Origin of the sequence: Streptococcus mitis, from assembly GCF_003942775.1 — a bacterium.
In the GTDB taxonomy this organism is placed as follows: domain Bacteria; phylum Bacillota; class Bacilli; order Lactobacillales; family Streptococcaceae; genus Streptococcus; species Streptococcus mitis_CN.
This window is the reverse complement of the sequence record NZ_RJNX01000003.1, coordinates 206021-229437: the sequence shown is the minus strand read 5'-3', so window position 1 is coordinate 229437 and position 23417 is coordinate 206021. Positions and strand designations below refer to the sequence as shown.

Annotated in this window: 21 protein-coding genes; 6 read left to right on the top strand and 15 right to left on the bottom strand. The window is 40.2% G+C overall.

The genetic code is table 11. The features are described from left to right. Positions 1-92: 92 nt before the first annotated feature. The 7 genes from topA to D8848_RS05700 all read right to left on the bottom strand — a co-directional run bounded on the left by topA (position 93) and on the right by D8848_RS05700 (position 7574). Positions 93-2180: a type I DNA topoisomerase gene (gene topA, locus D8848_RS05735; RefSeq protein ID WP_125443155.1), complete on the bottom strand. Its 2088-nt coding sequence runs from the start codon at positions 2178-2180 to the stop codon at positions 93-95. Between the two features lie 268 nt (positions 2181-2448). Then, positions 2449-3297 carry a DNA-processing protein DprA gene (gene dprA / locus D8848_RS05725; protein WP_125443154.1) on the bottom strand — a complete coding sequence of 283 codons (849 nt, stop codon included), beginning with the start codon at positions 3295-3297 and terminating at the stop codon, positions 2449-2451. Between the two features lie 87 nt (positions 3298-3384). Then, on the bottom strand, positions 3385-4074 hold the full coding sequence (locus D8848_RS05720) for a sugar phosphate nucleotidyltransferase (RefSeq protein WP_000643977.1): 690 nt from the start codon (positions 4072-4074) through the stop codon (positions 3385-3387). A gap of 11 nt (positions 4075-4085) precedes the next feature. Further along, positions 4086-4964, bottom strand: coding sequence for a DMT family transporter (locus D8848_RS05715; RefSeq protein ID WP_049550666.1), 879 nt, complete (start codon positions 4962-4964; stop codon positions 4086-4088). Further along, on the bottom strand, positions 4954-5823 hold the full coding sequence (gene licA, locus D8848_RS05710) for a choline kinase LicA (protein WP_004257985.1): 870 nt from the start codon (positions 5821-5823) through the stop codon (positions 4954-4956). The genes D8848_RS05715 and licA overlap by 11 nt, the downstream gene beginning before the upstream one ends. A 16-nt stretch (positions 5824-5839) precedes the next feature. Further along, positions 5840-6862: a ribitol-5-phosphate dehydrogenase gene (locus D8848_RS05705; RefSeq protein ID WP_060628145.1), complete on the bottom strand. Its 1023-nt coding sequence runs from the start codon at positions 6860-6862 to the stop codon at positions 5840-5842. 4 nt (positions 6863-6866) lie between these two features. Beyond that, a complete protein-coding gene (locus D8848_RS05700) occupies positions 6867-7574 on the bottom strand; it encodes an IspD/TarI family cytidylyltransferase (protein ID WP_060628142.1) in 708 nt (235 codons plus the stop codon). Between the two features lie 334 nt (positions 7575-7908). Here D8848_RS05700 and tacF point away from each other — a divergent pair, with 334 nt between their 5' ends. From tacF to D8848_RS05685, 3 genes are read left to right on the top strand one after another with little or no spacing between them, the layout of a single operon-like run. Beyond that, positions 7909-9396 (top strand): type IV teichoic acid flippase TacF, encoded by a 1488-nt coding sequence (tacF, locus tag D8848_RS05695; RefSeq protein ID WP_049546497.1) that lies wholly within the window; start codon positions 7909-7911, stop codon positions 9394-9396. 9 nt (positions 9397-9405) lie between these two features. Then, positions 9406-10209 (top strand): LicD family protein, encoded by an 804-nt coding sequence (locus tag D8848_RS05690; protein WP_000811888.1) that lies wholly within the window; start codon positions 9406-9408, stop codon positions 10207-10209. Position 10210: 1 nt separating this feature from the next. After that, positions 10211-11020, top strand: a complete 810-nt coding sequence (locus D8848_RS05685; protein WP_020902789.1) for a LicD family protein — start codon at positions 10211-10213, stop codon at positions 11018-11020. Between the two features lie 69 nt (positions 11021-11089). On the opposite strand, the gene carB is transcribed toward D8848_RS05685, so the two are convergent. From carB to D8848_RS05655, 6 genes are all read right to left on the bottom strand, one after another. Beyond that, on the bottom strand, positions 11090-14266 hold the full coding sequence (gene carB / locus D8848_RS05680) for a carbamoyl-phosphate synthase large subunit (RefSeq protein ID WP_125443153.1): 3177 nt from the start codon (positions 14264-14266) through the stop codon (positions 11090-11092). A 311-nt stretch (positions 14267-14577) separates the two neighbouring features. Then, positions 14578-15657 (bottom strand): carbamoyl phosphate synthase small subunit, encoded by a 1080-nt coding sequence (locus D8848_RS05675; protein WP_000166853.1) that lies wholly within the window; start codon positions 15655-15657, stop codon positions 14578-14580. A 49-nt stretch (positions 15658-15706) separates the two neighbouring features. Further along, positions 15707-16630: an aspartate carbamoyltransferase catalytic subunit gene (locus D8848_RS05670; protein ID WP_045611833.1), complete on the bottom strand. Its 924-nt coding sequence runs from the start codon at positions 16628-16630 to the stop codon at positions 15707-15709. Positions 16631-16647: 17 nt separating this feature from the next. Further along, positions 16648-17169 carry a bifunctional pyr operon transcriptional regulator/uracil phosphoribosyltransferase PyrR gene (gene pyrR, locus D8848_RS05665; RefSeq protein ID WP_000644747.1) on the bottom strand — a complete coding sequence of 174 codons (522 nt, stop codon included), beginning with the start codon at positions 17167-17169 and terminating at the stop codon, positions 16648-16650. 210 nt (positions 17170-17379) lie between these two features. Further along, positions 17380-18009, bottom strand: a complete 630-nt coding sequence (gene nth, locus D8848_RS05660; RefSeq protein WP_000244443.1) for an endonuclease III — start codon at positions 18007-18009, stop codon at positions 17380-17382. Beyond that, a complete protein-coding gene (locus tag D8848_RS05655) occupies positions 18009-18551 on the bottom strand; it encodes a YceD family protein (RefSeq protein ID WP_045611835.1) in 543 nt (180 codons plus the stop codon). The genes nth and D8848_RS05655 overlap by 1 nt, the downstream gene beginning before the upstream one ends. 167 nt (positions 18552-18718) lie before the next feature. Here D8848_RS05655 and D8848_RS05650 point away from each other — a divergent pair, with 167 nt between their 5' ends. Together D8848_RS05650 and D8848_RS05645 are read left to right on the top strand one after the other, a co-directional pair. Beyond that, positions 18719-19048: a hypothetical protein gene (locus D8848_RS05650; RefSeq protein ID WP_033681988.1), complete on the top strand. Its 330-nt coding sequence runs from the start codon at positions 18719-18721 to the stop codon at positions 19046-19048. Between the two features lie 421 nt (positions 19049-19469). Then, positions 19470-20996, top strand: a complete 1527-nt coding sequence (locus D8848_RS05645; protein WP_125443152.1) for an ATP-binding cassette domain-containing protein — start codon at positions 19470-19472, stop codon at positions 20994-20996. A 151-nt stretch (positions 20997-21147) separates the two neighbouring features. Here the strand turns inward: D8848_RS05645 and htpX are convergent, their stop codons facing one another. After that, a complete protein-coding gene (htpX, locus tag D8848_RS05640; protein ID WP_125443151.1) occupies positions 21148-22047 on the bottom strand; it encodes a zinc metalloprotease HtpX in 900 nt (299 codons plus the stop codon). Between the two features lies 1 nt (position 22048). Beyond that, the gene (locus D8848_RS05635) at positions 22049-22609 is read right to left on the bottom strand and encodes a LemA family protein (protein WP_125443150.1); all 561 of its coding nucleotides are present in this window, start codon (positions 22607-22609) and stop codon (positions 22049-22051) included. 93 nt (positions 22610-22702) lie between these two features. On the opposite strand from D8848_RS05635, the gene rsmG reads away from it, so the two are divergent. Next, positions 22703-23416, top strand: coding sequence for a 16S rRNA (guanine(527)-N(7))-methyltransferase RsmG (gene rsmG / locus D8848_RS05630; RefSeq protein WP_125443149.1), 714 nt, complete (start codon positions 22703-22705; stop codon positions 23414-23416). The last annotated feature ends 1 nt before the right edge of the window (position 23417 follow it).

Below are 23417 nucleotides of genomic sequence, written 5' to 3'. Positions count from 1 at the left end.
TAAAATAATCTTCTTCTAGTTTCGCATACAATGATGAATTTTGTCAAGTTCTAACCAAAAGGAGCCTGAAATTCACTTTCAGGACTCTCCTCTTATTTAATCTTTTCTTCTTCGTAGTCACCCTTACTACATACAATCTGTTTGCCACCACCGCGGACTTTTTTCTCCATGAGGAAGTTGCCACATTTTGGACAGTCACGACCAACAGGCTTGTCCCAAGAAGTAAATTCACATTCTGGATAGCGATTACAACCATAGAAGAGGCGATTGCGTTTGGTTTTACGCTCAATGATTTGTCCCTGATGACAACTTGGACACTCTACACCGATTTCTTTCACGATTGCTTGGGTATGACGGCAATCTGGGAAATTGCTACACGCGTAGAACTTACCAAATCGACCAAGTTTAATAACCATTGGACTGCCACACACTTCACAATCAAATCCAGCTGGTTCATCCTTGATCTGGATTTTTTCCATTTCTTCTTCAGCCTTGGCCACTTCTTTGGAGAATGGTTTGTAAAAGGCATCAATGACACGTTGCCACTGCTCTTTTCCGACTTCGACATCATCCAGCTTGCCTTCCATTTCAGCTGTAAAGGTCACGTTTACGATATCTGGGAAATATTCAACGATGAGATTGTTGACAATTTCTCCCAACTCTGTTGGTTCAAAACGTTTGGCTGCAAGGCGAACATAGTAACGTTTCTGAATAGTTTCAATGGTTGGTGCGTAGGTTGACGGACGACCAACCCCATTTTCCTCCAAGGTCTTGATCAGTGTCGCTTCAGAATAGCGAGCAGGCGGTTGAGTGAAATGTTGCTCTGGTTTGCTATTCACCTGTTTGACCACATCGCCAACAGCCATATCTGGTAACATCTTATTCTTGTCAGAATCATTATAAATGGCAAGATAACCATCAAACTTAACCTGACTACCATTAGCAGCAAATTGAATCCCATTTTGAGACAATTTAACGGCCATGGTATCAAAGACAGCAACTGTCATCTGACTCGCTACAAAACGATTCCAAATAAGAGTATAAAGCTTGAGCTGATCCTTGTCCAAATACTTAGCAATACTTTCAGGTGTATTAAAGACACTAGACGGACGAATAGCCTCGTGGGCATCCTGAGCTCCTGAAGCATTTTTTACCTTGCTACCATGCTTAGAATACTTGCTACCAAAACGGTCCGTAATGAAACTTGCTGCTTCATTTTGCGCTACAGGACTGATACGGGTCGAATCGGTACGCATATAGGTAATCAAACCTTGAACACCAGAACCGATATTAATTCCTTCATAGAGCTGCTGCGCAACCATCATGGTTTTTCGAGTACGGAAGTTAATTTTATTGGCAGCATCCATCTGCATAGATGAAGTGGTATAGGGTAAAGGAGCATTGCGTTTGCGCTCTTTCTTATCTACCTGATCCACTGAAAAATCTTTACCAGTCAGACGAGACAGAACTTCCTTAACATCATCATTGCTAGTCAGTTTTAACTTTTTGCCATCTACTCCATAGAAGGATGCCTGAAATTGCTTGGTTCCCTTTTTAAAGACGCCATCAATTGTCCAGTATTCCTCTGGCTGGAAGGCATTGATTTCATTTTCACGGTCAATGATGAGTTTAAGGGCAATGGACTGCACTCGCCCTGCTGACAAGCCCTTCTTGACCTTTTTCCACAAAATAGGCGAAATCGAATACCCTACCAAGCGGTCCAAAACACGACGAGCCTGTTGGGCATCGACCAAGTCCATATCAATCTTACGCGGTTCTTTAAAAGCATTTTTGACAGCATCTTTGGTGATTTCATTGAAGACCACACGGTTGGCATCATTTTCATCTAAGTTGAGAATATGGGCCAAATGCCAAGAAATTGCTTCTCCTTCACGGTCCGGGTCACTCGCCAGAAAGACTTTATTAGCTTTTTTGGCTTCTTTTTTCAAGTCATTAATGAGAGGTCCTTTTCCTCGGATATTAATATATTGCGGTTCATAATTATTTTCAATATCGACGGACATACTGGATTTCTTCAAATCACGGATATGCCCGACACTGGCTAAAACCTTGTAGTTTCTGCCTAGATATTTTTCAATCGTTTTGGCCTTAGCAGGTGACTCCACGATTACTAGATTTTTTTTAACTGTTGATTTTTTCTTTTTTGTTGCCGTAGCCACAGTATCACACCTTTTCAAAGTAATAAACTTTATAAAGTGTAAACCATTTTTTGAACCCTGTCAAGACTTAGCTACTATAATAGAAGAAAAGTTTGTCTAGTAAGCGGACTTTCTTCTTATACTCAATGAAAATCAAAGAGCAAACTAGGAAACTAACCGCAGGTTGCTCAAAGCACTGCTTTGAGGTTGCAGATGAGACTGACGAAGTCAGTAACCATACCTACGGCAAGGTGAAGCTGACGTGGTTTGAAGAGATTTTCGAAGAGTATTAAAATTCAAATTCCGCAAGAACATCCTTCCCACTTGTAACCAATTTTGCACCTTCTTGAATCAAATGATGGCAACCGTCTGATAATCCATCTAAAATACTTCCAGGAATAGCAAAGACATCGCGTCCTTCTTCCATTGCTCGCTCACAGGTAATGAGACTCCCCGAGCGCATCTTAGCCTCTGCTACAATCACACCTCGACAAAGTCCAGCAATGATGCGATTACGGGCAGGAAAATGAAATTTTAGAGGTTGTTCGCCTGGTCCATATTCACTAAGAACCAGATGGTCATTGCCGATGTAGTCTTGCAAGCGTTTATTGGCTTTAGGATAAAACACATCCAGTCCTGTTCCAATCACTGCAATGGTTTTTCCACCATTCTGCAGAGCTGCCATATGAGCTGCTGTGTCAATGCCCTTGGCTAATCCACTGACGATAACCAGTTCATTTTCCAATCCCTGAATGACTTTTTCAACTGACTTAGCTCCCTGTTTGCTACAAGCACGACTTCCTACGACTGCTACCTTCGGGAATTTCAAGAGATCCAGATTTCCCTTGTAAAATAAAAGCACAGGTGCATCATATATTTCACTCAAATCCCAAGGATAACAGTCATCTAGAATAGAGAAAGATGGAAATTTTTGAAATTCCTTCTCCAAATGCGCATCGTCTATCTGAAAATAACGTTCCATAAAAACGGCTGGATTACGGCAACCTGATATATCTGCAATATCACCTAACAACAGTTCTTGATCAACATTTTCACCATATTCTAGGACATTCAAAATCTGTTGATTGGTCAAACCTGATTTTTTTAACTTATAGATTTCATAGTTTGTGATTTTCATAAATATCTCCATTTCTTTTTCTACTCATCTATTTATTCGTAAAAAATCAAAAAAACATCCGACTATTTTAGCCAGATGTTGAAATCTTTAATTTTCGTTTTTAAGAATTTCTTCTAATTTATGATAGTCTTGGACACTATCGATTTCATAGATGCTATTGCCTTCTAATTCTTCAACATAGACATCCAGCTCTTTGATGTTATCCTTAACCATATTGTCCCAGTAGAGATCAACAAACTCGCCACTTGCATAAGCCTTGTCGATAAAGCTGACAATCTTTTCTGCAGTTGGAGCGTCCCAGAAGGATACACCACTAAGGATACGACCAGCCTTGCTATCAACAGTAATGTCTTGAACCTTATAGTCATCTCCATAGACCAAGAACCATTCGTTGGTACAATCTTCACGATAGACACTAAAATAAGTCGAACGAGTCAAATCATTACGGAACATATTTTTAAAGAGATAATTATCGGCATCAATAACATAGCTATTGGCCAATTCTTCTTTTACAAGATAGAGAGAGTAAAAGTTATTGTAGTCAGCGTATTTATCATTGAAGACGAGGCGAACACCATATTTTTCTTTCAAGTAATCGAATTGTTCTTTAAGGTAACCAACAATGATGATGATTTCATTGATTCCTTTTTCTTTTAAAAACTCAATTTGGTATTCAATCAAGGGTTTTTGATTAACCTGAACCAAGGCTTTAGGGGTATTTTCAGTCATAGGACGCAAGCGAGTTCCCAATCCCGCTGCTAAGATGATGGCTTTCACACGAATCTCCTTTATTCTTTAATAATAATATAAACTCCAGCAATAACGACAAGTGACGTAATAATTGTCAGCATATCTAGCGGTGCACCCAAGAAAACAACTGCAAACAAGACTGTCCATACTACATAGCTCACGTTCAAGCCTGTAGCCTTGGCTGGTTGCAAGCGATTGATAGCGATATAATAAGCCAAATAGGAAATCATATCAAAGGCTGCAAAGACAATCATAAGACCTAGCAATTGTCCATTGGCCACTTCTGCAAATGACTGATGAGAGAAGAGCACAATCACAAGATAGGACAAGAATGAAGTTACTTGACGGATTAAGAGGGCTTCGATTTCACTCAATTCACTTTCCATGGCAAAAGAGCTAAGAACACTCTCACTTCCCCATGCAATAGCACAAACCAAAGCACAGAGAATCCCAATGTAGAAGGAATTGACCTGTTCAACCTTATAGGTCTGAGCAATAATCCCTGCAATAATCAAGACAATCCCAAATACAGTATTTTTTGAAATCTTGTGCTTCAAGAAGAAGAAAGCCAATAAAACCGAAATCGCAGGGTAAATAGCCGACACAGATGAAGCTAAAGAACTTCCGATATACTTAACCGCATAAAGATTGGCCTGCATACCGATAGGGCCTGCTAGCAAGGCTCCGATGATCACACTAACATTGCGAATATTTAAGAAAATTGAAAGACGAACTTTTCCTTCTTTTACCAAGAGAAAAGCTAGTAAGATAAAGATACTCAAGAAATCGTGAGCAGCGGCCACCACAAAGGGCGACAAATCTGTAAAAATCGAAAAGATATAAGCACTAATCGTTAGACCTAAACCCCAGAAAATACCTGAGAGTAGACCAAAAGAAACTCCATTTTTAGTTTTCATCTGAACCTCCATAATATGACAAACCTTTAACAGTTCTTTGGTAACGATTCACACCATAGTCACCAAAATCTGCGCCTTGCTCTTCCTTATAGACAGTCCATAGACTCCAAATAGTATCTTGTAAAATTTTATAAATGGCAATCTTTTCACGAGAGACAGGTGTTTGCTCACTCTCATAGTGAGATAAGAAGGCTTCTTCCTCTTGACGAGTGAATTCAGACTCTAAAAAGAGAGCAGCCAAATCCCACATTGGATCGTTCATTGATGAATATTCCCAGTCAATCAGATAAAGTCGTCCTTGAGGTGATTCGATAAAGTTTTCAGGCACCAAATCGATATGACAAGATTTTCTGTCAACACCTAAGTCAGCAAGTCTTTTCTCTAAGGAGAAGACTTCTTCTCTAACTGCTTCATAGTTGGCATAAGGGATTTTTTCCTCAATCAAAGATTCGTATTTTTTGATTTCTTCAAAAGGAGCAAATTCTCCTCTTAATTCCTTGCCAGAAGCATGAATGGTTTGTAAAATTGGAGCAATTTTATCAAATTTGGTCTTGATTGACGTTGAATCAAGCGTAATCGCAGATTCGATATACTCATTTACTTTGATACCAGCTTCAATATCAAAAAGGTAATTTCTTACATCTAAGTCTAAATCCTTTAGTAGTTCAAGATTGTACTTTTCATCTTGACGATTGATCAGCTTTTCTGTCCCTTTACCAAAGAATTTAACAATGTATTGCTTATTTGTTGTTTTGACCAAATAGTTTTGATTGGTCATTCCCCCCAGTTGTTCAACACTGAGGACTTCCTCTTCTTGACTAAGTAAGGAAGAAATTTTTTCTTTAATGATTTTCTCCACAATTAACCTCCAGCACCTATACTTCCCACTTAAACACAGTTTTAAAGGCTGTATTTAAATCGGTCGCAAAGACACGGTGAATATCTTTAATTTCTCTTACAGGTTCTTCTAGATAAAGGATATTTTTAAGACGATTGGCAAATTTCTTGACTTCCATCATTTGGATTGCATTTTCAAAATCTATGCGACCAGAACGAGAAGATCCAACTAAGAGCAAGCCTTTTTCTAAGGCATCACGTGTATTGAGATTGACTTTATACTCGCTAACTCCCATCATGAGAATCGTTCCCTGAGGACGAATGTAGCGAATCAAGTCATTAATAGCTGGTCCAGTACCATCACCACCACAACACTCAAAAGCATGGTCAAAGGCCAAATCTTCAGGAATATTATCAGTAATATAGCATTCTTTGGCAAAAGAGAAGAGTTCCAATTTTTCCCAATGACGACCAATAACCACAATCTCTGCTTCTGGCAAAGTATAGTTGATAATATTGGCAACCACAAAAGCTAAACTTCCATCTCCGATAACGGCGATTCGGTCCCGCTTGCTATGAGCAAGAGTCAATAGGCGATTCATAGCATGCATACCGACACTGACAAACTCTGTAATGGCCGCAACCGTATCTTCGATAGCATCATAAGCCACCACACGGTCTTTAGGGAGAGAAACAAACTCTCTCATAAAGCCATCAAATCCACTAGACAAGAAATGAGTCCCTGTCATGTAGTTTTCATAGAATTCTTCATCACTCTGCATAGGAGGCTGATTAGGAATCATGACAACTTTTTGCCCAACCTCGTAGGTTCCTGTAGGGTCAGAAATAACGGTTCCACATGACTCGTGAATCATTGCCATTGGAAACTTTTTATTCAAAATCTTGGGATCACGTTTTCCTTGGTAGTAACGCTGATCCGCATGACAGACCGCCATATAATTAGGACGGATGAGGATATGATTCTCTTGGTCAATAGCCTCTTCCTGATATTTGACATTGATAAACTTAGGCTTAGTTAGTTGATAAATTTGATTAATCATTTTACTAGTCTTTCTCAATCATACTTTTTGCAATCTTCAAATCTGTTACGGTTGTAATCTTCAGATTTGAGTATTCACCTTTGGCTAAGGCCACATCTTTTCCTTTGATCACAAAGATTTTACATGCATCTGTCAAAATTTCCTTCTCTTCAGCAGAAAGAGAGCCATAAAGGTCCATGAAGTCCTTGCAACGGAATGTTTGAGGTGTTTGTCCTTGATAGAGGTGAGCACGATTTGGAATATCTGTAATGAATTGACCATTGGTACTTTCAACGATAGTATCTACCGCTTCAACTACTGTGTCCACTGCGTCATGATTTTGCGCAAGTTTGATATTGTCCTGAATCATGCGAAGTGTAATAAATGGACGAACAGAATCGTGGGTAACAACGATATCCTCTGGAGTAAGCGGACGATAAGCATCAATGGCTTCAATGATTTTCTCAATACTTGTATTGCGGTCAGCACCACCCTTTGTAATGATGATACGATCCTTATGAAGAGGTAGATATTTATCTACAAGATCCTCTGCATGTGAAACCCAGTCTCCATGAACCCCAACCATAATTTTTTCAATACTTGGTTCCAAGACAAATTTTTCAATTGTATGAATCAAGATAGGTCGATCGCCTAGCTCTAAAAATTGTTTTGGCAAATTACTAATTCCCATGCGAGTACCAGTTCCACCGGCAAGAATTCCTGCATAAATCATCTATTTTCTCCTTTGTCTTACTAAAAAAACTTATTCTCTCTATTATACCACAATCTAGTCCTATCATGAAAGAAATACCGGACCTCCCTTTCTAGAATAGAAGGATTAAGGAGTTCTATTATTCAAAGAAACTAGTCCATTTCTAGTAGTGGCTAGGAATTCTGTAGTCATTACTAATAAATAGCTGTGAAATTTTAGAGTTCTTCAGAATAATATACTTTCCTTAAAAAAATCTTAAAATTAAGATTTGAAACTTCAAAGTGATTGCTTGACTTACTGCCCTTCATTTCTTATTAGCTAACTTTATGATATAATGAAAAACGAGGTAAATTGAATGAAAAGTATAAAATTAAATGCTCTATCTTATATGGGAATTCGTGTCTTGAATATTATTTTTCCCATCCTAACTGGAACCTACGTCGCGCGTGTCTTGGACCGAACTGACTATGGTTACTTCAACTCAGTTGACACTATTTTGTCATTTTTCTTGCCCTTTGCGACTTATGGGGTCTATAACTACGGTTTACGGGCCATCAGTAATGTCAAGGATAACAAAAAAGATCTGAATAGAACCTTCTCTAGTCTTTTTTATTTGTGCATAGCTTGTACGATTTTGACCACTGCTGTCTACATACTTGCCTATCCTCTCTTCTTTACAGATAATCCAATCATCAAAAAGGTCTACCTTGTTATGGGGATTCAACTCATTGCCCAGATTTTTTCAATCGAGTGGGTCAATGAAGCTCTGGAAAATTACAGTTTTCTCTTTTACAAGACTGCCTTCATCCGTATCCTGATGCTGATCTCTATATTCCTGTTTGTCAAAAATGAACACGATATTGTTGTCTATACACTTGTGATGAGTTTATCGACACTGATTAACTATCTGATTAGTTATTTTTGGATTAAAAGAGACATTAAGCTTGTTAAGATTCACATAAGTGATTTTAAACCGCTCTTTCTCCCTTTAACAGCCATGTTGGTCTTTGCCAATGCCAATATGCTCTTCACTTTTTTGGATCGTCTCTTCCTCGTTAAAACAGGGATTGATGTCAACGTTAGTTACTATACCATGGCTCAGCGAATTGTGACCGTTATAGCTGGTGTCGTAACAGGAGCTATCGGAGTGAGTGTGCCTCGTCTCAGCTACTATTTGGGTAAAGGAGACAAAGAAGCCTATGTTTCTCTGGTTAATAGAGGTAGTCGAATCTTTAACTTCTTTATCATTCCACTGAGTTTTGGACTCATGGTTTTAGGACCAAATGCCATCCTACTTTACGGTAGTGAAAAATATATCGGAGGTGGTATTTTGACCTCTCTCTTCGCTTTTCGTACGATTATCCTGGCCTTAGATACCATTCTTGGTTCCCAAATTCTCTTTACAAATGGTTATGAAAAACGTATCACAGTCTACACAGTCTTTGCAGGATTACTCAATTTGGGCTTGAATAGTCTCCTCTTTTTCAACCATATCGTGGCTCCTGAATACTACTTACTGACAACTATGCTATCAGAGGCCTCTCTACTTGTTTTCTATATCATTTTCATCCATAGAAAACAACTTATTCACTTAGGACATATCTTTAGCTATACTGTTCGATACTCGCTCTTTTCACTTTCCTTTGTAGGAATTTATTTCCTGATTAATTTCTTGTATCCCGTGGATATGGTCATTAATTTGCCATTTTTGATTAATACTGGTTTGATTGTCTTGTTATCAGCCATCTCTTATATTGGTCTACTTGCCTTCACCAAAGATAGCATTTTCTATGAATTTTTAAACCATGTCCTAGCCTTAAAAAATAAATTCAAAAAATCTTAGGAGTATAGAATGAAACAACTAACCATTGAAGATGCCAAACAAATTGAATTAGAAATTTTGGATTATATTGATACTCTCTGTAAAAAGCACAATATCAACTATATTATTAACTACGGTACTCTGATTGGGGCGGTTCGACATCAGGGCTTTATTCCTTGGGACGACGATATTGATTTGTCCATGCCTCGAGAAGACTACCAACGATTTATAAACATTTTTCAAAAGGAAAAAAGCAAATATAAGCTCCTTTCCTTAGAAACTGATAAGAACTACTTTAACAACTTTGTCAAAATAACAGACAGTACGACTAAAATTATTGATACTCGGAATACAAAAACCTATGAGTCAGGTGTTTTTATCGATATTTTCCCTATGGATCGCTTTGATGACCCTAAGGTCATTGATATTTGTTATAAACTGGAAAGCTTCAAACTTCTGTCTTTCAGTAAATATAAAAATATTGTCTATAAGGATAGCCTTTTAAAAGATTGGATACGAACAGCCTTCTGGTTACTCCTTCGACCTGTTTCTCCTCGTTATTTCGCACATAAAATCGAGAAAGAAATTCAAAAATATAGTCGTAAGAATGGTCAGTATATGGCCTTTATCCCTTCTAAATTTAAGGAAAAAGAAGTCTTCCCAAGCGGTACCTTTGATAAAACAATTGATTTACCCTTTGAAAATTTAAGCCTTCCAGCACCTGAAAAATTTGATACTATTTTGACGCAATTTTATGGAGATTATATGACCCTACCACCAGAAGAAAAACGCTTCTACAGTCATGAATTTCACGCTTACAAATTGGAGGATTAGGATGCAGTATTTAGAAAAAGAAGAAATTAAAGAAATTCAACTAGCCCTGCTAGACTATATTGATGAGACTTGTAAGAAACATGATATTCCTTATTTTCTCAGTTATGGAACCATGCTTGGAGCTATCCGCCACAAAGGTATGATTCCATGGGATGATGATATTGATATTTCCCTTTATCGTGAAGATTATGAGCGCTTATTGAAAATTATTAAGGAAGAAGACCATCCACGTTATAAGGTTCTATCCTACGACACTTCTTCTTGGTACTTCCATAATTTCGCATCGATTTTGGATACTTCTACTGTTATCGAAGACCATGTTAAGTACAAGCGTCATGACACCAGTCTCTTTATCGATGTCTTCCCAATTGATCGCTTTACAGATTTGAGCATTGTCGACAAGAGTTATAAGTATGTAGCCCTTCGTCAACTAGCTTATATCAAAAAATCACGCGCAGTTCACGGTGACAGCAAGTTAAAAGATTTTCTAAGATTATGTAGCTGGTACGCCCTCCGATTTGTCAATCCCCGTTACTTTTACAAGAAAATTGATCAGCTAGTCAAAAATGCTGCAACCAACACTCCTCAATATGAGGGAGGAATTGGTATTGGTAAAGAAGGAATGAAAGAAGTCTTCCCAGTTGATACCTTTAAAGAACTCATCTTAACTGAGTTTGAAGGCCGTATGTTGCCCGTCCCTAAAAAATATGATCAATTTTTAACCCAGATGTATGGGGATTATATGACACCACCATCAAAGGAAATGCAAGAATGGTATAGCCACAGTATTAAAGCTTATCGCAAAAGCTGATTAAGCAGTAGTTTACAAGAAAAAATATAACAAAAAAGAGAAGATCGTTATACCTTCTCTTTTTTCTATTTAAATCGCTTCTGTGACAAAACTACGGCTTTCCAATACTTTGAGCATGGCGTTAGCTGTATCTAGGGCTGTGAAGAGGGGCACCCCGTGTTCAATAGCTGAACGGCGAATTTGCTCTCCATCTTCGTCAGCAGTTCGTTTTGTTCCAACTGTATTAATGATAGCTTGAATTCTTCCTTTGCGAACAAAACTTGGAATATCCTTATCGTCATCACCAATCTTACCAACAGGTTGGGCTTGCAATCCATGACTGGCAAAGAAGCCTGCTGTCCCTTCTGTCGCGAGGATTCCATAGCCAATATTTTGGAAACGACGAGCCAAGTCCAAGGCTTCTTCTTTGGCATCATCAGCGATGGTAAATACAACGTTACCAAAAGTTGGCAAGTGTAAGTAAGAAGCTTCAAAAGCCTTATAGAGAGCTTTTTCTAAAGTCGTATCAGAACCCATAACTTCCCCTGTTGACTTCATTTCAGGACCAAGTAAGCTGTCTACCTTAGCTAGTTTGGTAAAGGAGAAGACAGGTGCCTTGATATGAACGCGGGTACTTTCAGGGTAAAGTCCATCTTGGTAGCCAAGTTCTTCAAGTTTTTGACCAAGAATGAGCTTAGTTGCTACTTGAGCCATAGGGATATTGGTTACCTTAGAAAGGAATGGCACCGTACGGCTAGCACGTGGATTGACCTCAATAACATAGACTTTTTCATCCTTGATGACAAACTGGATGTTCATCATTCCAAGGCAGTTAAGACCGATTGCTAGGCGTTTAGTATAGTCTGCGATTGTTTCTTGCACCTTTTGCGACAAGGTTTGTGGTGGGTAAACGGCCATTGAGTCACCTGAGTGGACACCGGCACGTTCGATATGTTCCATAATACCAGGAATGAGTACATTTTTACCATCTGAAATGGCATCAACTTCGCACTCTTGTCCAACGATATAAGAATCAACAAGAACTGGGTGGTCTGGACTAGCCTTAACAGCAGTTCGCATGTAAGAACGAAGGTCTGCTTCGTTTTCAACGATTTCCATGGCACGTCCACCAAGTACATAAGATGGGCGGACAAGAACTGGGAAGCCAATCTTGCGAGCCGCAAGCACTGCTTCTTCTTCATTGGTAGCAGTTTGTCCTGGTGGCTGTGGAATATCCAAATCTTTAAGAGCTTGCTCGAAGAGGTCGCGGTCTTCGGCACGGTCTAGGTCAGCAACCTGTGTACCAAGGATGGTCACACCTGCTTTTGCCAATGGCTCCGCAAGGTTGATGGCTGTTTGACCACCGAACTGAACGATAACCCCTTTTGGTTGCTCCAAGTCGATGACATTCATGACATCTTCGAATGTTAATGGCTCAAAGTAAAGCTTATCTGACACAGAGAAGTCTGTTGAAACGGTCTCTGGGTTTGAGTTCATGATGATGGCTTCATAGCCAGCCGCTTGAATAGCCTTAACCGAGTGAACAGTTGCGTAGTCAAACTCAACACCTTGACCGATACGGATTGGACCAGAACCTAGGACTAGTACAGATTCCTTATCAGACTTGATAGACTCATTTTCCCAACCATAGGTTGAATAGAAGTATGGTGTTTCAGAGTCAAACTCCGCCGCACAAGTATCGACCATCTTATAAACAGGAACAATCTTGTTTTCCAAACGAAGTTGGCGCACTTGGTCAGCAGTCGTTTTCCAGAGCTCAGCAATCTTACGGTCTGAAAATCCATTCAATTTTGCAGTTTTCAAAACTTCAAGATCTTGTGGATGGGCACCCAACTCCTGCTCAATTTCAAAGATATGTAGGAGTTTATCGAGATAAAAGATATCGATTTTTGTAAGCTCTGCAATCTCTTCAGGTGTATAACCACGACGAATAGCTTCTGATACATAGAAGAGACGGTCATCTTGGGCCTTGACAACTTTTTCAATCAAGGCATCATCAGAAACTGCTGCAAGTTCAGGCATTTCATTGTGGTGCACCCCAATTTCAAGGGAGCGGCAAGCCTTAAGGAGAGATTCCTCGATGTTACGACCAATCGCCATGACTTCCCCAGTGGCCTTCATCTGAGTACCAAGACGGCGCTCACCCTTTTCAAACTTGTCAAATGGGAAACGTGGAATCTTGGCAACAACGTAGTCAAGGGCTGGCTCAAACATGGCATAGGTTGAACCTGTGACTGGGTTGATAACCTCATCCAAGGTCAAACCGACGGCAATCTTAGCAGCTAACTTAGCAATCGGATAACCTGTCGCCTTTGAAGCAAGGGCTGAAGAACGTGATACACGGGGGTTTACTTCGATGACATAGTATTTGAAGCTATGCGGATCAAGGGCTAGCTGAACGTTACACCCACCTTCAATCTTGAGAGCGCGGATAATACTCAAGCTAGCGTCACGAAGCATTTGGTTTTCATAGTCTGACATGGTTTGGGCAGGGGCAAATACAATGGAATCCCCTGTGTGAATCCCAACTGGATCAAAGTTTTCCATGTTACAAACAACCAAAGCATTATCAGCTGAGTCTCGCATCACTTCGTATTCGATTTCCTTGAAACCTGCGATTGAACGCTCAATCAAACATTGGGTAACAGGTGACAATTTCAAACCATTTTCAGCGATTTCACGCAATTCTTCCTCGTTGGCACACATACCACCACCAGTACCACCAAGTGTAAAGGCTGGACGGACGATGACTGGGTAGCCAATTGTTGCTGCAAAGGCAACAGCTTCTTCAACAGTGTTTACAATTTCAGATTCTGGAATGGGTTGTTCCAATTCTTCCATCAATTGTTTAAAGAGGTCACGGTCCTCCGCTTGGTCAATGGCAGATAATTTGGTACCCAGAAGTTCAACACCAAGCTCATCTAGAATACCATTTTTAGACAATTCCATGGCCATGTTGAGCCCTGTCTGACCACCAAGGGTTGGAAGCAAAGCATCTGGACGTTCCTTACGAAGAATACGTGTCACAAACTCAAGTGTAATTGGTTCAATATAAACCTTATCAGCAATTTCCTTGTCCGTCATGATGGTGGCAGGGTTTGAGTTAACCAAGACAACCTCATACCCTTCCTCTTTCAACGACAAGCAAGCCTGGGTCCCAGCATAGTCAAACTCAGCAGCCTGACCAATAATAATCGGACCAGAACCAATCACCATAATTTTTTGAATATCAGTACGTTTAGGCATAGTTTATGATACAAAGCCCGTAAAGAACACAGTGAAAATAGGAAACTCGGTGCAGACGCCTTCAGCGTCAAGACAATGTTTATCTTTTTCACACAGTTCTTAGGGCGTGTTCACTTCCGCGAACAATGTATCTTCTCCTTTCTATTCGTCGCCTCACAGGGCGACATTAAATAAGATACAAAGGACGAATAGAAAACGATTGAATTTTAGGAAACCAAGGAAGGTTTGACAATCCAAATTGGTTTCTCTAAATTCCGAGCTTTCCGTCCGTGTTCAGTTACATAAATTCTCCGACAAGCATTTACTCGTTCTTAGTTTGATTGTTTAAAAGCTTCCATCATCTCGATAAACTCGTCAAATAGGTAGCTTGCGTCGTGTGGACCAGGGGCTGCATCTGGATGGTATTGAACAGAGAAAGCAGGTTGGTATCTGTGACGTACACCTTCGACTGACTTGTCATTGATTTCTTCATGGGTAATGATCAAGTGCTCTGGCAAATCCTCACGGCTAACTGCATAACCATGGTTTTGACTTGTAAAATCCACACGTCCTGTAGCAATTTCACGTACCGCATGGTTGAAACCACGGTGACCAAACTTCATCTTGTAAGTCTTAGCCCCGTTTGCCATAGCAAAGAGTTGGTGCCCCATACAAATACCAAAAATTGGAATTTTTCCTTGTACACCACGAATCATGTCGAGTGCTTGTGGAACGTCTTCGGGGTTACCTGGACCGTTTGACAACATAACTCCGTCAGGATTGAGATGGAGAATTTCTTCTGCCGTTGTTGAATAAGGAACGACGGTCACGTTACAGTTACGCTTAGAAAGCTCACGTAAGATTGAGTGCTTGAGACCAAAGTCCACTAGCACCACGCTTAAACCAACTCCTGGAGCTGGATAGGATGTTTTAGTAGAAACCTGCTTGATATTGTCTGTCGGCAAAACTGTTGCTTGGAGCTGGTCAGTTACATGGTCCATGCTGTCCCCAACATGGGTCAAGGTTGCACGCATGGTACCATGCTTACGGATAATCTTGGTGAGTGCACGCGTATCAATCCCTGAAATACCCGGAATTTTCTTGGCTTTCAAAAATTCATCTAGCGTCATTTGGTTGCGCCAGTTGCTGGCTCTACGCGCCTCTTCGAAAACAACGACTCCTTTACAAGTTGGAATAATAGATTCGTAATCATCACGGTTGATTCCATAATTTCCTACCAAAGGATAAGTAAAGGTCAAGATTTGTCCATTATAAGACTGGTCTGTAATGGATTCTTGGTAGCCGGTCATCCCTGTATTAAAGACGATTTCGCCTGTTACATCAATATCTGCTCCGAAGGCCTTGCCTTCAAAAACTGTGCCATCTTCTAATACTAGAAGTCTTTTTGTCATATTTTCACCTCTCGTGGACGCTCACTGGCGTCTTTTAACGTCTTGTGTTTTAGTTGGCGTTTCTACTCGCCAGTACGGATTCTAAGATTGCCATTCGAACAAAGACACCATTGGTCATTTGTTGGACAATCCGTGATTTTGGTGCTTCAACCAAGTGGTCTGCGATTTCTACATCACGGTTGACTGGAGCTGGGTGCATGAGGATTGCTGTTTCTTTCAAACGGTCGTAACGTTCTTGAGTCAAGCCATGTTGGGCATGGTAGTCCTCTTTTGAAAAGATAGCTCCACTATCATGACGTTCATGTTGCACACGGAGAAACATCATGACATCCACCTGATCAATGATTTCATCAATAGTTACAAACTGCCCATAGTCTGCAAACTCTTGACTTCTCCATTCCTCAGGTCCAGCAAAATAAAGTTCTGCACCTAAGCGTTTCAAAATCTGCATATTGGATTTAGCAACGCGTGAGTGGTCCAAGTCACCTGCAATAGCAACCTTAAGACCATCAAAGTGACCAAATTCCTCATAAATAGTCATCAAATCAAGCAAGCTCTGGCTAGGGTGTTGGCCCGAACCATCTCCACCATTGATGATGGAAGTCGTAATCGTGGGACTAGCAATCAACTCTCTGTAGTAGTCAACCTCTGGGTGGCGAATCACACAGACATCCACTCCTAGTGCAGATAGGGTCAGGATAGTATCATAAAGTGTTTCACCCTTATTGACCGAACTAGTCTTCACATCAAAGTCAAGTCGTTCCAATCCCAGTTTAATTTCTGCCACTTCAAAGGACTTATGCGTCCGTGTAGAATCCTCAAAGAAAAGATTGGAAACAATCGGATGGTCTTCATAAGGAAGCTGGGCTCCATTTTTAAACTCAATTCCTCGCTTGATTAATTTCATCACTTGATCGACAGTGAGGTCTTCCATGGACACCACATGGTTCAATGCTTGTTGATTTTCTGACATGGCTACTCCTTAGCTTTCTAAGCTTCTTCAGTAATCAGAACTCTGTCTTGGCCATCAAGTTCTGCCATCTCTACGATGATTTCTTCAGAACGACTAGTTGGGATATTTTTTCCAACGTAATCTGGACGGATTGGCAATTCTCTATGTCCACGATCGACTAGAACTGCTAAACTCACGCGCGCAGGACGACCATGACCTACAATATTATCAATAGCAGCACGGATGGTACGACCTGTATAGAGCACATCATCCACCAAGATAACTTCGCGGTCTGTCACATCGACAGAAACCAAAGAAGTATCTTCTCCACTTTTAACATCATCACGGAAAGGTTTAGTATCCAATTCCACAACAGGAACTGAAAGATTTTCTAGCTGCTCCAAACGTTCTTGGATTCGGTGGGCGATAAAGACACCGCGAGTTTTAATACCAGCCAAGACGATTTTATTCAAATCTTTGTTGCGTTCGATAATCTCATAAGTAATACGCGTAATCGCTCGTTTGACGGTCAATTCGTCTACAACTTCTTTTGCCTTCATGACAAACCTCCAAAAAGAAAAGTCTCCTTAAACAAGGAGACTTGAAATGTATAGCCAAGCGAGCCCTACTGCAAACAGTATAGACTTCACCCTTCTACTTTATCGCGCTCCTTGCCTGCCTCACGGGACAGGTTTAAAGGAATATTTAGTTATCAAATACTATAGCACAAAGCATGCTTAAAATCAAGCAAAAACTTTTGATCCCTTATCTTATAAATTGCTAAAATCATATAACTGTGGGTACTGGTCACACTCTGGATTTTTAGGATGACAAATGGCTCTTCCAAAATAAATCATAGCCTGATGGGCTGCTAACCACTGCTCCGGCGGCAAGATATCCATGACCCGCTTTTCCACCTCAAGTGGTGTTGCTGATTTTTTGACGATATCATGGTGTTTGCAAATACGCTCCACATGAGTGTCTACTGCAAAGGCTGGAATTCCAAAGCCCACACTCATGACAACATTGGCAGTCTTGCGACCAACACCTGCTAAACTCTCCAATTCCTCACGTGTTTGAGGAACTTGACCATCAAAGTCGTCTAGTAACTGTTGAGCACATTTTTTAAGGAATTTAGCCTTATTCCGATACAGTCCCAGGCGAGAAATATGTGAAGCAATCTCACTCTCAGTCGCCACAGACATGGCTTGTGGCGTTGGAAAGGCAGCAAAGAGACCCGGTGTAGCCTTATTTACCGCTGCATCCGTTGTCTGAGCTGACAACATGACCGCAACTAGTAGTTCAAAATGATTGGTAAAATCAAGACTGGGCTTGGCATCTGGAAAAAGAGCAATGATTTCTTCTAGCACCTTTCGTGCGCGTTTTTTTGACAAGACCATTATTCGTCTCCATCAAATAGTCCTTGTAAGCCAGCAAAAGGACTGTTTTCTTCTTTCTTAACTGCCTGTTGAGCTTGGTATTCTTCCTCTGTCATGATTTGCCAGTCATTTCCTGAAACAAATCCTTGACCAGCTTCTTCTTCAGCCGTCAAGACCTTGATAGGAATGTTTAGTAGGATATTGTCTGACACGCTCTCAGCAAGGTCAAGTTCCCCATTTTCGATAGGCAAGACCAAATCATCGTCTAAAACTTCTTGATCTAGCTGGTTGGTTGCTCCTTCCATGAAAACTTCCGTTACTGGATAAGATTCAACTAACTCAACCGGCTCCATACTGCGACTTGAAGCAAGAACAATGGTATAAGATAGTTGATAATCTAAGAAATACATACGGTCTTCGTACTGTACTTTCCCAACCGCATGGATATCTTTTACATCTAAAATTTCTTGATTGCGTGCACGCAGGTCTGCGGCTAGGTCTAACGTTTGTTCAAAATGCAAGCCTTCAGGCTGCTTACGAATTTCTTGAATATTTAATTTCATACTTCCTCCATAAAGATTTACTCTCTTGATTATATCATGAAAAGCCTACAAATCAGCCCACCAAACTTTATAATTAAAACTCGATTCTTTAACATATTTACTATGACATTTTGTTTTTTAGTGCTATACTATAGGCAATAATACATCAGAGCAAGGAGGATGCTCATATGGAAGACAAAGAACTCATTACTAATGCAACCCAACTCCTATCCGAGTTAAATAAAAGTTTCCAAAGCTGCAAACAGGGTAGGGCAGATGATATTCGACTGCAAGAGCTGCTAAATACTACTCTGCAAGAGCTCAAAAAAGCGGAAAAGTTGGACAACAGTATCTTAATAGACCTTGAGAAATTTTACCAACGTACCAGTCTTCTGATAGGTCTCGGTAGCCTAAAACTGAATGACCAAGCACGCACTGCTTGGCGAAACTATGACAAGTTCCATTACGAGCATGTCAAACACGTACTAACTCTTTATGGACCTGTTTTTGGGTTTTAGAGCATAGAATTTCCAGTTTTCTGTTGACAAAATTTCCTTAAAGGTATAGGATAGAGGTACTAATACTCGGAGGTAAGGGAGACATGAACAACTAAGTCTATCAAATAAAGAACTTTATTTAGTAGATCTTGTTTTTGTCTCTTTTTGCATGCTCTTTTATGCTCTTTTTCTGGCATTTTATACTCAATGAAAATCAAAGAGCAAACTAGGAAGCTAGCCGCAAGCTGCTCAAAACACTGTTTTGAGGTTGTAGATAAGACTGACGAAGTCAGTCACATATATACGGTAAGGCGATGCTGACGTGGTTTGAAGAGATTTTCGAAGAGTATTAATAGAGTTTTTTTGACATAGACATTGGCTCTACTAAGTAAAGTAGAGCTTTTTGTTATGCACTATTGGACATTCTAGAAAGGGCAACAATATGATAAAAATCAATCATCTGACCATCACACAAAACAAAGATTTACGTGATCTTGTCTCAGACTTAAACATGACTATCCAAGACGGGGAAAAAGTAGCTATTATTGGAGAGGAAGGAAATGGCAAATCAACCTTACTTAAAACTTTAATGGGGGAATATTTGTCTGATTTCACTATCAAGGGAGACATCCAGTCTGACTATCAGTCACTGGCCTATATTCCTCAAAAACTTCCCGAGGAGCTGAAAAAGAAAAGTCTACACGACTACTTCTTTTTAGATTCTCTTGATTTAGACTACAGTATCCTCTATCGTTTGGCTGAGGAATTGCATTTTGATGGCGATCGCTTTGCTAGCAACCAAGAGATTGGCAGTCTATCAGGGGGCGAAGCTTTGAAAATTCAGCTCATCCATGAGTTAGCCAAACCCTTTGAGATTTTATTTTTAGATGAACCTTCAAATGACCTGGACCTTGAGACGGTTGATTGGATAAAAGGTCAGATTCGAAAGATTCGGCAAACCGTTATTTTCATTTCCCATGATGAAGACTTTCTTTCTGAAACCGCTGATACTATTGTCCACTTGCGACTGGTCAAGCACCGTAAAGAAGCAGAAACGATAGTAGAGCACTTAGACTATGAGAGCTATAGCGACCAGAGAAAGGCTAATTTTATCAAACAAAGCCAGCAAGCTGCTAACGACCAAAGAGCCTACAATAAAACCATGGAAAAACATCGGCGAGTCAAGCAAAATGTAGAAACTGCGCTTCGAGCTACCAAAGACAGTACTGCTGGGCGCCTATTAGCTAAAAAGATGAAAAATGTTCTCTCTCAAGAAAAACGCATTGAAAAGACAGCCCAGTCCATGACCCAAAAACCACTTGAAGAAGAAGAAATCAGACTTTTCTTCTCAGATATACAGCCATTACCAGCTTCTAAAGTCTTAATCCAACTGGAAAAAGAAAGTTTATCCATAGGCGACCGAGTTTTGGTTCAGGAACTACAACTAACTGTCCGTGGGCAAGAAAAAATCGGTATCATCGGCCAAAATGGTGTCGTAAAGTCAACTCTGTTAGCCAAGTTACAGCAACTTCTTAATGATAAAAGAGAGATTTCCCTTGGTTATATGCCGCAAGATTACCACAAAAAACTGCAATTGGATTTATCACCAATAGCCTACCTCAGCAAAACTGGGGAAAAAGAGGAACTTCAGAAAATCCAATCTCATCTAGCTAGTCTCAATTTCAGTTATCCGGAAATGCAGCATCAAATTTGCTCCTTATCTGGCGGGCAACAGGGTAAACTCCTGCTTTTGGATTTAGTCTTGCGCAAACCAAACTTTCTCCTGCTGGATGAACCTACACGAAACTTTTCTCCCACTTCTCAACCCCAAATCATAAAACTCTTTGCCACCTACCCTGGTGGTCTCATCACTGTTTCGCATGACCGTCGTTTCTTAAAAGAAGTTTGCTCGATCATCTATCGCATAACAGAACACAGTTTGGAGATAGTTAATTTAGACGATTTATAAATTTGCAACATAGCAGATAGGTGGGGCAAAAACACAATTTTAGGAGAAAAGGAAGTAAATCTTCCCATAATAAAACGCATAATATCAAGTTTTTTGCACACCTGATATTATGCGTTTTTAAGATTTTAAAGGCTTTTTCCCAGCCTTCATTTTACATATGTTTTAAGCGTTCAATCCTCTCTGAGATAGGTGGATGGGTATAAAAAAGTTTTTGGAACCCTCCCCCTTTCTTAGGATCATTGATATAAAGTGCACTGCTGGCATCATCTACATGGTGATGCATAGGCTCACTATTGTCCAGTTTACGTAGAGCATTTATCATCCCTTGAGGATTGCGGGTCAACTCAACACTAGAAGCATCAGCTAGGAATTCCCTCTGACGAGAAATAGCTAGTTGCACCAAGGTTGCAGCAAGAGGGGCCAGCACGATAGCTAGTAAAGAAACCACTAGCATAATGATTTCTAAGCCATTTCCATCTCGATCATCGTCACTTCGTCTGCGACCTGCTCCACCCCACCACATCATACGACCTGCCATACTAGAAAGCATGGTGATAGCACTAGCAAGGGCAACAGCAATAGTCGAAATACGGATATCGTAGTTACGAATATGACTGACTTCATGTCCCATAACAGCTTCTAGTTCTTCACGATTCATGATAGCTAGGAGACCTGACGTCGCAGCAACCGCCGCATTTTGAGGGTTAGAACCTGTCGCAAAGGCATTTAAGGCTGGATCATCAATGATGAAAACACGAGGCATAGGAATCTGAGCCACCATAGCCATATCTTCTACTACATGGTAGAGGTCTGGTGCCGTTTGCTCATCAACCTCACGCGCTCCATTCATAGACATGACGATCTCTGTCGATTGAAAAATCATGGACAAGGCATAGATAAAGCCGATAATCAGTGCGATAACCAAACCACCAAGCCCAGATCGCATAAAGAGGTAGCCAACCGCATAGCCAACAAGAGCTAAGAGTAGGAAAAATACCAGCAACAAAAACCACGTTTTTCTTTTATTGCTTGCAATTTGATCAAACAACATCTTAGTCACCTAAACCGCTAAAATCAACTTTAGGTACTACCTTTTCCTCATCTGGAGTTTGAAGGAAATCTGCTGCTTTAAATCCAAACATTCCAGCGATAATATTGCTTGGGAAAGTTTCTAATTTTACATTGTAGTTGCTGACAACACTGTTGTAGAGTTGACGAGAGTAAGAAATTTTATTTTCTGTGTTTGTCAACTCCTCTTGCAATTTAACAAAGTTAGCACTAGCTTTCAAATCTGGATAGCTTTCTGCAACTGCAAAAATACCTGAAACCTGACGAGTAAGGGCATCACTAGCTTTCATAGCTTCTGCTGGTGAAGTTGCTGCAGCCACTTGGTTACGCAGTTCTGCCACCTTTTCAAGGGTAGAACCTTCATATTTGGCATAACCTTTTACAGTCTCAATCAAGTTTGGCAAGAGATCATTTCGACGTTTCAACTGAACATCAATCTGACTCCAAGCCTCCTTTGTTTGCATACGATTCTTAACCAAACCGTTATAGCTAACAATCACAAAAATAACAACAAGAGCGATAACTCCAAGAATAATCCAAGTCATTATATAAGTCCTTTCTGCTTTTAGATTAGTACCAGTATATCAAATTTTTAATGATTGTGGTAAAATAAGATGATACTAAAGAAGGAAATAACTATGAAACCAGAAACATTTTACAACCTGCTTGCCGAGCAGAATCTTCCACTTTCGGACCAGCAAAAAAAACAATTTGAACGTTATTTTGAACTCTTGGTCGAGTGGAATGAAAAGATTAATTTGACGGCTATTACAGACAAGGAAGAAGTTTATCTCAAACATTTTTACGATTCGATTGCACCCATTCTGCAAGGCTTGATTCCCAATGAAACTATCAAACTTCTTGACATCGGTGCTGGGGCAGGATTTCCTAGTCTACCAATGAAAATCCTCTATCCTCAGTTAAATGTAACTATCATTGATTCTCTCAACAAGCGCATCAACTTCCTCCAACTGTTGGCTCAAGAACTGGATTTGGACGAGGTTCATTTCTACCATGGACGTGCCGAAGACTTGGCCCAAGACAAGAACTTCCGTGCTCAATATGATTATGTAACAGCTCGTGCGGTTGCCCGTATGCAAGTCCTATCTGAATTAACTATTCCCTACCTTAAAGTTGGCGGAAAACTATTGGCACTCAAGGCCAGCAATGCGCCTGAGGAGTTATTAGAAGCTAAGAATGCCCTCAACCTCCTTTTTAGTAAAGTAGAAGACAATCTCAGCTACGACCTACCAAATGGAGATCCGCGTTACATCACAGTGGTGGAAAAGAAAAAAGAAACGCCAAATAAATATCCAAGAAAGGCTGGCATGCCCAACAAACGCCCGCTTTAAA